The organism is Pleomorphomonas sp. JP5 (assembly GCF_023721815.1).
Lineage (GTDB): Bacteria > Pseudomonadota > Alphaproteobacteria > Rhizobiales > Pleomorphomonadaceae > Pleomorphomonas.
In genome coordinates this window covers 101,179-114,363 of sequence record NZ_JAMDLI010000013.1, presented here as the reverse complement: position 1 = coordinate 114,363, position 13,185 = coordinate 101,179, and the positions used below count along the sequence as shown (strand labels likewise).

At 65.2% G+C, this 13,185-nt stretch carries 13 protein-coding genes; 8 read left to right on the top strand and 5 right to left on the bottom strand.

The window, feature by feature from the left end; translation table 11 throughout:
• The first annotated feature begins 173 nt into the window (after nt 1-173).
• From pgl to M4J40_RS17775, 3 genes are all read left to right on the top strand, one after another.
• On the top strand, nt 174-866 hold the full coding sequence (gene pgl / locus M4J40_RS17785) for a 6-phosphogluconolactonase (protein WP_251755759.1): 693 nt from the start codon (nt 174-176) through the stop codon (nt 864-866).
• Nucleotides 867-1,082: 216 nt separating this feature from the next.
• Complete coding sequence (locus M4J40_RS17780) at nt 1,083-1,886, top strand: UDP-2,3-diacylglucosamine diphosphatase (protein ID WP_251755786.1); 804 nt, start codon at nt 1,083-1,085, stop codon at nt 1,884-1,886.
• Nucleotides 1,883-2,935 (top strand): glycosyltransferase family 1 protein, encoded by a 1,053-nt coding sequence (locus M4J40_RS17775; RefSeq protein ID WP_251755758.1) that lies wholly within the window; start codon nt 1,883-1,885, stop codon nt 2,933-2,935. The genes M4J40_RS17780 and M4J40_RS17775 overlap by 4 nt, the downstream gene beginning before the upstream one ends.
• 119 nt (nt 2,936-3,054) lie before the next feature.
• On the opposite strand, the gene M4J40_RS17770 is transcribed toward M4J40_RS17775, so the two are convergent.
• Nucleotides 3,055-3,243: a putative motility protein gene (locus M4J40_RS17770; protein ID WP_251755757.1), complete on the bottom strand. Its 189-nt coding sequence runs from the start codon at nt 3,241-3,243 to the stop codon at nt 3,055-3,057.
• Nucleotides 3,244-3,440: 197 nt separating this feature from the next.
• Complete coding sequence (locus tag M4J40_RS17765; RefSeq protein WP_251755756.1) at nt 3,441-4,919, bottom strand: protein phosphatase CheZ; 1,479 nt, start codon at nt 4,917-4,919, stop codon at nt 3,441-3,443.
• A 181-nt stretch (nt 4,920-5,100) separates the two neighbouring features.
• On the opposite strand from M4J40_RS17765, the gene M4J40_RS17760 reads away from it, so the two are divergent.
• The gene (locus tag M4J40_RS17760) at nt 5,101-6,270 is read left to right on the top strand and encodes an MFS transporter (RefSeq protein ID WP_251755755.1); all 1,170 of its coding nucleotides are present in this window, start codon (nt 5,101-5,103) and stop codon (nt 6,268-6,270) included.
• An 8-nt stretch (nt 6,271-6,278) separates the two neighbouring features.
• On the opposite strand, the gene dgcA is transcribed toward M4J40_RS17760, so the two are convergent.
• The gene (dgcA, locus tag M4J40_RS17755; protein ID WP_251755754.1) at nt 6,279-7,259 is read right to left on the bottom strand and encodes an N-acetyl-D-Glu racemase DgcA; all 981 of its coding nucleotides are present in this window, start codon (nt 7,257-7,259) and stop codon (nt 6,279-6,281) included.
• 406 nt (nt 7,260-7,665) lie between these two features.
• Between dgcA and M4J40_RS17750 the strand changes: the two genes are divergently transcribed.
• The 4 genes from M4J40_RS17750 (at nt 7,666) to M4J40_RS17735 (ending at nt 11,964) form a co-directional block, all read left to right on the top strand.
• Nucleotides 7,666-8,781, top strand: coding sequence for an ABC transporter permease (locus tag M4J40_RS17750; protein WP_251755753.1), 1,116 nt, complete (start codon nt 7,666-7,668; stop codon nt 8,779-8,781).
• 3 nt (nt 8,782-8,784) lie between these two features.
• The gene (locus M4J40_RS17745) at nt 8,785-9,576 is read left to right on the top strand and encodes an ABC transporter ATP-binding protein (RefSeq protein WP_251755752.1); all 792 of its coding nucleotides are present in this window, start codon (nt 8,785-8,787) and stop codon (nt 9,574-9,576) included.
• Nucleotides 9,577-9,584: 8 nt separating this feature from the next.
• Nucleotides 9,585-11,237, top strand: a complete 1,653-nt coding sequence (locus tag M4J40_RS17740; protein ID WP_251755751.1) for an MlaD family protein — start codon at nt 9,585-9,587, stop codon at nt 11,235-11,237.
• A gap of 103 nt (nt 11,238-11,340) precedes the next feature.
• Nucleotides 11,341-11,964, top strand: coding sequence for an ABC-type transport auxiliary lipoprotein family protein (locus M4J40_RS17735; RefSeq protein ID WP_251755750.1), 624 nt, complete (start codon nt 11,341-11,343; stop codon nt 11,962-11,964).
• 18 nt (nt 11,965-11,982) lie between these two features.
• On the opposite strand, the gene M4J40_RS17730 is transcribed toward M4J40_RS17735, so the two are convergent.
• Entirely contained in the window at nt 11,983-12,618 is a 636-nt protein-coding gene (locus M4J40_RS17730) for an NrsF family protein (protein WP_251755749.1), read from the bottom strand.
• Nucleotides 12,605-13,171, bottom strand: a complete 567-nt coding sequence (locus M4J40_RS17725; RefSeq protein WP_251755748.1) for a sigma-70 family RNA polymerase sigma factor — start codon at nt 13,169-13,171, stop codon at nt 12,605-12,607. Before M4J40_RS17725 ends, M4J40_RS17730 begins: the two co-directional genes overlap by 14 nt.
• Between the last annotated feature and the right edge of the window lie 14 nt (nt 13,172-13,185).

Sequence of the window (13,185 nt, the reverse complement as noted above, 5' to 3'; positions counted from 1 at the left end):
TGGCGCGGGTTTTCCGGTATTGTGTAAAGTCGGCCGGTGCCAACGCCGGCCGATTGTGTATATTTGAACAAGGGGAAAGCTGGCCGGCGCGGCATCGTCCGACGCTTTGGCCCAACCGCCGTGCAGCCGATGACAGCCGGCGGCGTCACGGGGTCGCCGATCTGGAGGAAGGTATGTACGAGTTTCAGGAGTACGAGAATGGCGCTGCGCTTGCCGATGCCTTGACCGTCGAGGTCGCCGGTGCGCTCGCCCACACGATCCGCCTGCATGGCAAGGCGGCGCTGGCGTTGTCGGGGGGCAAGACGCCGGTGCGCTTCCTGGAAGCGATGTCGCGCTACCGCATGCCCTGGAACGACGTCGTGGTGACGCTTGTTGACGAGCGCTGGGTTCCCGAGACGCACGAGCGCTCGAACGCCGGCCTTGCCCGCCGCCATCTCCTCAAGGGGCCGCTCAGCAATATCGAGTTCGTGCCACTCTACCGGCTGGTTCCCACGCCCGAAGAGGCCGTGGCCGAGGTGGGGAAGGTGATCGCCGATCTGCCGCTTCCGTTCGCCGCCGTGGTGCTCGGCATGGGCGAGGACGGTCATACCGCCTCGTTCTACCCAGGTGGCGACAACCTCGCCGCCGCCAACTCGCCCGATTGCAAGGCGCAGGTGATGGCGATCAACGCCAAGGCCGCGGGCGAGCCGCGCATCACCCTGACCCTGCCTCTGCTGCTGGGCGCCGACGAAATCCTGCTGCACATCGAAGGCGCCGAGAAGCGCGCCGCCTTCGAAAAGGCGGTGGCCGGTGACGATGTGCTTGAGATGCCGGTGCGCAGTCTCCTCAAGTCGGAGAAGCTGGTGAAGGTTCTCTGGTGCCCCTGATCGGTGCCGAGTAATCTCAGAACACAACGGCCCGGCATCGACCGGGCCGTTTTGTATCTATGGACGACTGCGTGCTTTCGCCGATGGCGATCAGGAGGAAATTCGGCGTTCCTGTCATAAAACTGAGAAGCTGTCGGGACAAAAGGAGGCATTGGGATCAGCGAATTGCCGTCGATTCCCGCCTCGGAGAAGATGCAGCGCGCATCTTTGTTTGCCATGACCGACACCAATACTACTCGAAGCCTCAGAGCGTTGTTCCTGTCGGACATTCATCTCGGTACGCGTGATTGCCAGGCGGATCTTCTGCTGGACTTCATGCGCGTCCACGAGGCGGAGACGATCTATCTCGTCGGTGACATCGTCGACGGCTGGAGGATGCGCCGCTCCTGGTTCTGGACGCAAAGCCACAACGACGTCGTGCAGAAGCTGTTGCGCAAGGCCCGCAAGGGCGCACGCGTCGTCTACATTCCCGGCAATCACGACGAATTCCTGCGCGACTATCTCGGGACCCATTTCGGCGGCGTCGAGGTGATGGATCGCTGCCTGCACGAGGCGGCGGACGGCCGGCGGTTCCTGGTGATCCACGGCGACCAGTTCGACGTGGTGGTGCGGCATGCCCGCTGGCTCGCCTATCTCGGCGACTGGGCCTACGAGACGGCGCTGTGGATCAACACATGGCTGAACAGGGCAAGGCGTTTCGTCGGGTTGCCCTACTGGTCGCTGTCGGCCTGGGCCAAGCTTCGGGTCAAGAACGCGGTCAACTTCATCGGCGCCTTCGAGGACGCCCTGGCTTATGAGGCGCGGCGGGTCGGCGCCGACGGCGTCATCTGCGGCCACATCCACCACGCCACCATGCGCGACATGAACGGCATCGCCTACGTCAACACCGGCGACTGGGTGGAGAGCTGCACGGCCATTGCCGAGAACCACGACGGCAGCATGGAGATCATCCGCTGGACTCGCCTCGAGCACGAACGGCAGCAGCCCCTCATGCTGCCGCGCGCCGAGGCCGCGGAATGACGCGCATCACCGTCGTCACCGATGCCTGGCATCCGCAAGTCAACGGCGTCGTCCGCTCGATCGAGCGTACCAATGCCGAGTTGATCGCCATGGGCGCCGAGGTCACCATGGTGACGCCGGATCTGTTCCGGACGCTGCCGCTGCCGAGTTATCCGGAAATCCGGGTCGCCATCTCGACCTACCGGCGGGTGGCCCGCGAGATCGAACGCGGCCAGCCGGCCTATGTGCACATTGCCACCGAGGGGCCGCTCGGCCTCAAGGCGCGCAAGTGGTGCCGTCGCCATGGCATGCCCTACACCACCAGCTATCACACCCGTTTTCCCGAGTATGTGTCGGCGCGGCTGCCGGTCCCCGAAGCCTGGCTCTACGCGTTGGTGCGTCGCTTCCACAATGGCGGCGCCGGCTGCATGGTGGCTACCGACACGCTGGCGGCCGAACTGTCCGCCCGAGGCTTCCGCAACCTGATGCGCTGGGGACGCGGCATCGATGCCGACCTGTTCCGCCCTCGGCCGGGCGAGGCAGGGGAGTTCGATCATCTGCCGCGACCGATTTTCATCAATGTCGGACGCGTCGCCGTGGAGAAGAATCTCGAGGCGTTTCTGGCGCTCGATTTGCCGGGCTCCAAGGTGGTGGTTGGCGATGGGCCACAGCGGGCGAGCCTCGAACGTCGCTACCCGAACGTTCACTTCGCCGGCGTCAGGATCGGCGAGGATCTCGCTCGCGCCTACGCGTCGGCCGACGTTTTCGTGTTTCCCTCGCGCACCGATACCTTCGGCAACGTGCTTCTGGAGGCGCTGGCCTCGGGCCTGCCGGTCGCCGCTTATCCGGTGATGGGGCCGCTCGACATTCTCGGCGACAGCGATGCCGGCATTCTCGATGAAGACCTGAGGGCGGCCTGTCTTGGCGCTCTCGCCATCGATCGGCAGGCAGCGCGCGAACTCGCGTTGTCCTTCACCTGGCGTCGGTCGGCGATGCAGTTCCTCGACAACATCCGGCTCGCCAACGGCGAAACGCTGGATCAAGCGCCCCTCGTTCCGGCGACGGCATAGCGCACTCCGACGAACTTAGCTTCGCGGGCCAGCTTAGCATTTTGCGTGAAACTCCGGACGATCGACTGTGCCCCACGCTTTGCTAGAGCGAGCCTGGCTGGTCTGGTTCCGAGCGGTGGTCAGACGGTCATGTCCACGTGGTTGCCCATGCCGGCCGGGGGCGGGGCGGACGCAGCCGACTCGGCGGCCTGGCTCAGAAGGTCGGCTGCCGATTGGTCCGACTTGAGCGCCATCTTCATAACGGCCATGCCGAGGTCACTCTTGGTGCTGGCTTGAAGCATGGTCGAGGCTGTCGCCGCAATGTCCATTTTTCGATACTCGCGCCAGTTGGATGTTCCCGTCGGCCAAGTAAGCGCCCGAAAGATTGACAAGCTGTTAGTCGAAAGGGCGCCGAGGGCGCTACGGTCCGAGAGCGGCGGCGTGAGATGAACTCCGGTTCACTGGACCAACGCCGCTTCGCCGCCGACACGCAAAGCGACTCGCGCTTTGCTGGGATGGTATGCGCTTAGGAGAACAGCGCCTGCCGTTCGGCCTTGGTCATCTTGGCGAAGGGGTCGTCGGAGTCCTTGCCCTGACGCACCGTGTCGGACACTTCCTTCAGCGCCTCTATGGCCGTGTCGACGGCTTCGGAGGCGATGGCCAGCGCTTCGTCAGTCGGTTCGTTCTCGGCTTCAGGCTCGACGGTATCCTCCGGCAGAGCGCCTTCGGCCTCCACGGCGTCAAACTCGATGCTGTCGGCGAGGGCTGCGGCGTCTTCGGGGAGATCCTCTTCGGCTTCGACAGCGTCAAATTCGATGCTGTCGGCGAGGGCTGCGGCGTCTTCGGGGAGATCCTCTTCGGCCTCGACGACGTCAAATTCGATGCTGTCGGCGAGGGCTGCGGCGTCTTCGGGGAGATCCTCTTCGGCCTCGACGGCGTCAAACTCGATGCTGTCGGCGAGAGCTGCGGCGTCCTCCGGGAGATCTTCTTCGGTCTCTACGGCATCGAACTCGATACTGTCGGCGAGGGCTGCGGCATCTTCCGGCTGGTCCTCTTCGGCCTCGATGGAATCGAAGTCGATGCTGTCGGCAAGCGCCGCTGCGTTCTCCGGCGTATCGTCGGTCGGAATAGAATCGAAGTCGATCTGGCCGTCGGCATCGACCACCAATGGGGTCGGAGCCTGTCCAAGCCCGGCCATGGCTTCGATGCGGTCGAAGTCCATTTCGTCGATGGCATGACTGGCAACGGCATCGAGAACCGCGCGGTCGGCGTCGGCATCCTCGACCAGCAGGTCGTCGACGATGTTCTGCTCGACGCCCTCGCCAGCCAGTGCCGGACCGTTGAGAAGGTGGGCGTCGGGGCGGGTGTCGTGGGCGTTGACGGCAACGCGCTGGTCGGCAGACGAGCTTTTGACCTCGTCTTCGTCCATGCCCCAGATATCGATCATCGCGTTGATGCGATTTTCGAGATAGCGCAGAACCTGCACGACCTTCTGCGTGCGCTGGCCCGTGAGATCCTGGAACGAGCAGGCCATGTAGATGTTGGTGGTGAGGTTCTCGACCTCGTCGCAAAGGGCGTTGTCGACGCCGGCTTCGCGCATGGTCCAGGCGAGTTCCTGAATCTTCTCGGCCGAGCCAAGGATTTCGGACGTGGCGCCCTCGGTCTGCTCGACGATGGCGTCGAGCTCGTTGGAAGCGCGGTCGAAGCGGCTGAGGGGCGACCGGCCGTCGCTCTTGATCTGGGCTATCTCAAGCTTTGTGCGCTCGATGGCGTCCTTCATCTCGCCGATATCGAGACGAATGCGATCGGCATCCGGCCGACGCTCGCGCTTCAGCAGCGTTTCGAGACGGCCGATGGCCTCCATCACCACATCGGTATCTGCCGACCGGTGGCGCCGCGCGTATTCGAAGAGGAACCACCGACCCTTCTCCGTCTCCATGACGGCGGATTCGATGGCCTCGTAATCGGATTCGCGCAACGGCGAGAGGGCTTGCGAATTTTCCATATTTTCGCCGCAGACCCCTTTGTAGACTAATCGGACCAAGCTACAGGTAAAGTGCCGGCCAGATACAGGCAAGCGATTCAATCGGGCGAGACACCATCATCGCCGCGAATCCTTCACAACGAGTTTATTCCGAGTTGCTCCGTTGACAAGATTGATCGGGCGAATTGCCCCCGCCTATTTGATGAGCGCCTTCTATGCCATCGCCTTCTTCGTCAATGGAGTGCTGACCCCATTCTTTCCGGTCCTCCTGCAGGTGAAGGGGCTCAGCGGCGAGCAGATCGCCTTCGTGCTGGCGACGCCGCAGGTGATGCGCATGTTCACCATGCCGGTGGTCAGCGGCTTGTCCGACAGGGCCGGCGACCGGCGTCACGTGATGGCCGGCGTCATCACGCTGACCCTAGGCTTCTCCATTCTGTTCGGCATCGCCAATGGCGACATCGCCGTGATGGCGGTCGGATCCATCCTGTTGGTGCTCTCCTACTGCGTCGGACCGCTCGCCGATGCCTTCGCCATGATCATGGATCGCCACGGCCTCGGCGAATACGGCAAGATGCGTCTGTGGGGCTCGGTGTCCTTCATTCTCGGCAATGTGGTCGGTGGCTATGCCATGGATCACTCCGGGTCGACGGCTGTCTATTTCCTGTTGTTGTTCGGCTTTGCCATCGCCATTCTGGCGACCGTCGCCATTCCGCCCGCGCCGCCCGCCGTCACGCAGTCCTCGGCGGCGGCGCTCACCGTGCTTCGCAAGCCTGCCTTCCTCGCCGTGCTGCTGGGGCACGCCGTCAACCAGGCGGGGCATGCCGCGCTCTACAGCTTTGGCACCATTCTCTGGCGGGGCAACGGCTTTTCGGATTTCACCATCGGCATTTTCTGGGCGATCGGCGTGATCGCGGAAATCATCCTATTCGCCCTGGCCGGTCGTTGGTTCCGCGCAGTGTCTCCGCTGAAGCTCATGGCAGGCGGCGCCGCGATCGGCTGTCTCCGCTGGCTTCTGTTCTCGCTGGACCTGCCGCTCCTGCCGACGCTGGCGTTGCAGGTGATGCACGCCGGCTCGTTCGCGCTTGCTCATATCGGGCTGATGCGCTTCCTGCGCGAGGTGGTGCCGACCGAACGTGCCGCCTCGGCTCAGGGTACCTTCGTCATCTTCAACGGCCTTGCCATGGCGCTCGGCACGGCGCTGGCCGGCCGGCTGGTGCCGACGCTCGGCTCGGACACCTATGTCGTGATGGCGATCTTCCCGCTTCTCGGCCTGATCATACTGACGGCCGCCGGTGGCGGCGCCCGGCGGTTGCCGGCGCACGACGCGACGAGGACCGTCAGCGTCGCCGCGGGCGAGGCCACGGCGCGCTGATCGGAAAATCAGCCCCAGAGGTCGGGGTAGGGCGGGTGGACGATCGAGCCGGAGAACATCAGTCCCGGCGTGCGGTCGCGGGCCAGCAGCAGCGGACCGTCGATATCGGCATACTGGGCGCGCTGGGCGGCGACAAAAGCCGGCGCCATGGCCAGCGAACTCGACACCATGCAGCCAACCATGACGATCAGCCCTTCCTCCTCGGCGGCGGCGATCATGTCCAGCGCCTCGGTGAGACCGCCGGTCTTGTCGAGCTTGACGTTGACGGCGTCGTAGCGGCCGACGAGCCGCTTGATGTCGGCGGTGGTATGGGCGCTTTCGTCGGCGCAGACCGGCACCGGCCGCTTGGCTTCGTCGAGATACTCGTCGGCGCCGGCCGGCAGCGGCTGCTCGATCATGGCGACGCCGAGTTCGATGCAAGCCTCCATCATCTCGGGGAACATCTCCGGCGTCCAGCCTTCGTTGGCGTCGACGATGATGCGGCTGCGCGGCGCGGCGCGGCGAATGGCGACGAGGCGCTCGCGACCGCCGTCGCCGCCGAGCTTGACCTTCAGCGTCGGCCGGTCACTGGCCGATCTGGCGGCTTCGGCCATGGCCTCAACGCTGTCGAGCGAGATGGTGAAGGCCGTGTTGACCGGCTCCAGCGGCGGCAAGCCGAGCAAGTGGGCGACCCCGCGCTGGGTGGCCTTGGCCTCGAGATCGATCAGCGCGCAATCGAGCGCGTTGCGGGCAGCGCCGGGGGGCATGGTCTCGCGCAGGGCGAAGCGGTCTCCGCCCTTTTCGATGAACGCGCGGGCGGTCTCGATCTGCGCCATGACGCTTTCGACCGTTTCGCCATAATGGGCATAGGGAACGCCTTCGCCCCGTCCCGACACGGCGTCCTCGGTGATGGTGGCCTCCACAACGACCGCCTCCGTCTTGGAGCCGCGGGAGATGGTGAAGGTGCCGGCGATAGGAAACCTCTCGACGGCTATGCTGAGCTTACGCAAGGCGACCTCACATTGGTTTCCGCACGGGCGGGGCGGCTTCGACGGATGCCGCCGGCGCTACGCCGGAAAGCGTCCCATCATGGGGACCGAACAACTGTCCGTTTCGGTCAACTTTGTCCATCAGTTGGTCCACGGACGCTCGGCCTCGGCGGCCGATCGCTCTCCAGACTAAAGATATCAAGGCCAAATGGGAATCCTTAAAGGGGCGGCGCTAGGTCGAAACCCTTATCTTTGGTCTAGCTGGCTGGCCTTGCGCTCTGTCAAGGCGGTGTAACGTGTTCGAGGCTGGCGTCGGCGGGCGCCGCTGATGTATCGTGGTTTTCGTATTGGAGTCGATCCATCGGACCTGATCGACGGGATGCGCGTGGCGCATCCGGTGCGACGAGGGTGCTCAAGGAGTGGTGGCGTGCGGTCGGCAGATGGAGCGCGGGACGATGTGACGGTGCTCGGCATTGCCGGCGACTGGACCGTGGAGACCATCGGCAAGGTGCTGCCGTCGGTCGCGGACAAGGTGGCGCCCGGCCGGCGCCTGGTGTTCGACGGCAGCGAGCTCGGGCGGTTCGACACCGCCGGCGCCTGGGCGCTCATCGGTTTGATGCGCCAGCAGGAGGCGGCAGGCGGTTCGTCCGAGCTCAAGGATTTCTCCAAGCAGGCGGCGGCATTGATTGCCGAGATCGATCCGCTCGGCCGCGAGCGGCTGCCGGAACCGCCGCGCGTCAACCCTGTCACCTGGACGCTGGAAGAAGTTGGTCGCGGCGCGGCCGGTATCGTCGATGACGCGGTCCTGTTGCTGGCCACGCTAGGCGAGGCATCGGTCGCCTTGCTCGATGTGATGCTCCTCAGACGACGCATGCGTTGGGCGGCCCTGTTCAACAACATTGGCCGCGCCTCCATCCAGGCGGTGCCGATCATCGCCCTGATGAGCTTCCTGATCGGCATGATCATCGCCCAGCAGGGCGGCTTCTATCTGTCCACCTATGGCGCCGACATGTTGGTGGTCGATCTCGTCGGCGTGCTGACCTGCCGCGAAATCGGCGTACTGCTCACCGCCATCATGATCGCCGGTCGCTCCGGCGCGGCCTACACCGCCGAGATCGGCTCCATGAAGATGCGCGAGGAGGTCGACGCGCTGAAGGTGCTGGGCCTGTCGCCGGTCGAGGTGCTGGTGCTGCCGCGTCTGCTGGCGCTGGTCATCGCGCTGCCGATTCTGACGCTGGTGTCCGACCTGGCGGCGCTGGCCGGCGCCTGGGTGGTGGGGCTTTTCTACATCGGCATCCCCACAGATGTATTCATCGGCCGCCTCAAGGCGGCCCTGACGGTGACTTACGTGCTGATCGGCCTTGCCAAGGCGCCGTTCATGGCGGCGATCATCGGCCTGATCGCCGCCGTCGAGGGCATGAAGGTCAAGGGATCGGCCGAGTCGCTGGGCGAGCACACCACGGCGGCGGTGGTGAAGGCCATCTTCATGGTGGTGGTCACCGACGGCGTTTTCGCCATGATCTTCGCGACGATCGGAATCTGACGCATGAGTGGCGAAGCGCAGCGGGATAACGAGGAACGCGAGGCGGTGATCACCGCCCGGGGGCTCGTGGTCGGTTTTTCCGGCGATCCGATCCTCGAAGACCTCGACATCGACGTCTGGCGTGGCGAGATCCTGGGCGTCGTCGGCGGCTCGGGCACCGGCAAGTCTGTACTGCTCAGAACGATCATCGGCCTCAACCGGCCATCGGCCGGCACCATCGAGGTGTTTGGCAAGGATTTCGAGGGCATTTCCGGCCAGGAGCGGCAGGATATAGGTCGGCGCTGGGGCGTTCTGTTCCAGCAGGGCGCCCTGTTTTCCTCGCTGACCGTACAGCAGAACGTGGCGGTGCCGCTTCACGAGCACATGCGACTGCCCGAGAAGCTGGCCGACGAGCTGGCGCGGCTCAAGATCGAGATGGCCGGCTTGCCGGCCGATGCCTGCGCCAAGTATCCGGCGGAGCTTTCGGGCGGCATGATCAAGCGCGCCGCGCTGGCGCGCGCGCTGGCGCTCGATCCGGACATCGTCTTCCTCGACGAGCCGACGGCCGGTCTCGATCCGATCGGCGCCGCCGAGTTCGATCAGTTGATCCTCAAACTGCGTGACACGCTCGGCCTGACGGTGTTCATGGTCACGCACGATCTCGACAGCCTGGTCACCATCACCGACCGTATTGCCGTGCTCGGCAATCGTCGCGTTCTCGTCGATGGGACCTTCGCCGAGCTCAAGTCCTTCGACCACCCATGGGTGCGCGCCTACTTCAATGGCCCGCGTGCCGAGCACTTTACCTTCGGATAGGAAACGCCATGGAATCTCGGGCCAACTACGCGGTGATCGGCGCCTTCGTCCTGGTCATGCTGACGCTTGGCCTCGCGTTCCTCGGCTGGCTCGGCAACGCCGGGGAAAGCCAGCGGCAGGGCGAGGTACGCGTGGTGTTCTCCGGGGCGGTGACAGGGCTTTCCACCGGCTCGGGGGTGCTGTTCAACGGTATCAAGATCGGCGAAGTGCGGGAACTGAGGCTCGACGAGAAAGATCCGCGCACCGTCATCGCTATCATCCGCGTGAATCGCGACGTGCCGCTCAAGACCGATACCCGCGCCATGCTGTCCTATCAGGGGCTGACCGGCGCCGCGACGCTTCAGCTGGAGGGCGGCTCGCGCAACGCGCCGGGGGTGTTCGACGTGGCGCCCGACGGCATGCCGACCATGCTGGGCGAAATCTCGCCCTTCCAGGACATTCTCGAAAGCGCTCGCAACGTGCTGACGCGCGCCGACAGCGCCATGGCGGCGATCGACGACTTCATCACCGAGAACGGCCCCGCCTTCAACCGCACCGTCAACAACGTGGAGAAGTTCTCGGCGGCGCTCGCCGACAACTCCGAGAACATTTCCCAGGCGATGGGCTCGATCTCCTCGGCCGCCGACTCCATCGGCGACATCTCGCGCGACCTCAAGGGCGCGGCCGCACAGGTGACGCGCATCCTCGACGCCGTCGATCCCAAGCGGGTGACGGAGATCACCGAACGGCTGACGGTCTCTTCGGAACGGCTGACCGCCGTGCTGGAGCGCGCCAAGGTGATCGCCGACGGCATCGACCCCGAAGCGGTCAACGGCGTCGTCAACAACATCGCCGACGCTGCGAAGACGCTCGACGAGACCGTCGCCCAGGCAAACGCGATCCTGACGGCGGTCGATCCGCAGGAGGTCGACCGTCTCGTGTCGAGCATCACCGCCACCTCCGACGAGCTGCGCGCCACGGCCGCCCGGGCCGACGAACTGCTGGCGGCGGTCGACTCCGAGAAGGTGCGGTCGGTGGTGTCGGCGGTGGATACCGCCTCGCAGAACATCGCGGCGGCGTCCGGTTCGCTCGGCATGGTGGTCGACGACGCGCGCCAGACGCTTGGCGCGGCCCGTGGCGTCGTCGAGGCGGTCGATCCGGCGAAGGTTCGTTCGACGGTGACCGATGTCAGCGATTTCGCCGCCACGCTCAAGGGCTACAAGCCGCAGCTCGACGCCATCATGGCCGATGTCAATCGCGCCTCGGCCAGTCTTGCCAATCTTGGCGACACCATTGATGCGCGGACGCCCGACGTCGACCGCATCGTGCGTGACACGCGCACCCTTGCCGAGCAGTTGAACGGCATCGCCGCGCGCGCCGACGGCGTTCTCCAGAAGGTCGACGGCTACGTCACCGGTGACGGGCAGGGGCTCGTCGCGGAGGCGACGGCGGCGGCGAAGTCGATCCGCGAGGTGGCTGACAAGCTCAACGCGCAGGTCGGGCCGATCACCGCCAACGTGACGAAGTTCTCTGGTCGCGGGCTCGACAGCTTCGTCGCGCTGGCCGAGCAGGGGCGGCAGGCGCTGGCACGGCTTGACCGCGTGCTGCAAGGCGTTGAAAAAGATCCGCAGCAGTTCATCTTCGGCGGGCAGGGCGTGCCGCAATACGCACCGCGCCGCTAAAGGGGATCATGGATTGCAACGGCTATCGGCCTTGTGCGTTGTACCTCGCGCATCCGGCCTTATCGGAAGACCGCTGCGGTTCGGGCAGATGCTCTAGGAGGCTATGTTGGTTTCAGCTCATCCGGGACAGCGATTGGTTTCCGCTGCGGTGCTCTGCCTAGCGTTCGCGCTCGCTGGCTGTTCGACGCTCGGTCTGGGGACGACGCCGAAACCCGACGACATCTACGATCTCGCAGCCCCCACGACCTTCGATGGTGTGGCCAGACGGTCTCCTGCCCAGCTTCTCGTGCCTTTGCCGAGCGCCAACGATGCTCTGGCGTCGGAGCTGATCGCCGTGCGCTCCGACGGTGGTGCTATTTCCTACATGCCGGGCGTGTCGTGGTCGGACGAACTGCCGCCGCTGGTACAGACGATCATGGTTCGGGCTTTCGAGAATTCGGGCCGGGTGAAGGCCGTTGGCAAGCCGGGCGAGAGTCTCGCCATCGACGATCAGGTAATCGTCGATATTCGCGCCTTCGAGCTGGATGTCACTGGCGCTCCTGCCGCGCATGTTGCGCTCGGCGTCAAGCTGCTCGACGAGCGGACTGGCCGGGTGCGCGCAAGCCGCGTGTTCGACGTCAGCCGTCCATCGGCATCAGATCGACCGAAGGATGCCATCGCCGCCATCGATCAGGCCGTATCGGCGGCGGTGGCTGACGTGGTTACCTGGACGGCGTCGACGCTGTAGTTCGGCTCGGCGGTCGTTTCACCAGCGAAGGATGCGGCGGCCGAGCAGGAAGCCGGTCGCCGTCACGATAGCTATGGCGATGGTGTACCAGGTCGCGACAAACAGTGGGCTGTCGTCGGGGCAGTGCCAGGCATAGATGGCGGCGGCGATGCCGCCCGCCGCGAGTCCCGCCGCTGCGCCGGCCAGCCCGGGGCTTTCCGGCGCGCCTTGGCGGACGGAATAGAGCAGGGCGGCAAGAGGCGCCACAGCAAGGGTGGGCACGAAGACGAGGCAGAAGGCCCAGTGTTGCCCTTTCAGGCTCGTCTCCCAGGCGCCTTGCGGCAGGACGGTCAGCTCGGTGGCAATGCCGGCGAGCAGGACAAGCAGCGGCCAGAACAGCGAAAGGCTCGCCGAGCGCAGCGATAATCCGGGCTTGCCGATGAGAAAGGCAAGGCGGGTTGAGGTGATCGCCAGCAGCAGGGTGAGGCCAAGCTTGAACAGGACGCGCGGTGTCTCGATCGCCGCGACCATGTTGTCCCGGATGCCGTAGGTCGACAGCAGCAGGCCGGCCGAGACCGCCAACCCGATCGCCAGCGCGACCGCGAACACGTGTCCGAAGCGGGCGCGCACCCTCGCATCCTTCGCCAGCAGTTCGATCAGGTCATTCGTTTGCACGTCCGTCGCTCCGATAGAGGGCCGCCAGCCCTTTCAATGCTCTATGCAGCGCCACCCGCACGGCGCCTTCCGTCATCTGCAATCGCTCGGCCGTCTCGCGAATGCCGGCGCCACCGAGCGAGATGGATCGCACGATTTCACGTTGCGGATCCCGCAGGCTTTCGACCATGCGGTCGACGTCGATATGCTCCCCGGCCTCTGCCTGGGGTGTGGCTTCAAGGGTCTCCATCACGTCGTCGATGGGGATGCTGATGTGACGACCGCGCCGACGCAGGCTGTCGATCAGCTTGTTGCGCACGATCGACGACAGCCAGGGACCGACAGGGCGCGAAACGTCCCAGGTTCCCCGCTTCAGGTGGACGGCCAGCAGGACTTCCTGCACCACGTCTTCCACCTCGCCCGGCGGTGCTCCGTACTGGGCGCATCGCCGGCTGGCGATCGATCGAAGATAGGGCGTCACGGCCTTCAGGAAGCGATGGTAGGCCAGCGTGTCGCCGGCCATCGCCGCGCACATCCAGGCCGCCCACTCCTCTTCCCGGGCCGAATGGTTCATCCGCCATGTCCCCC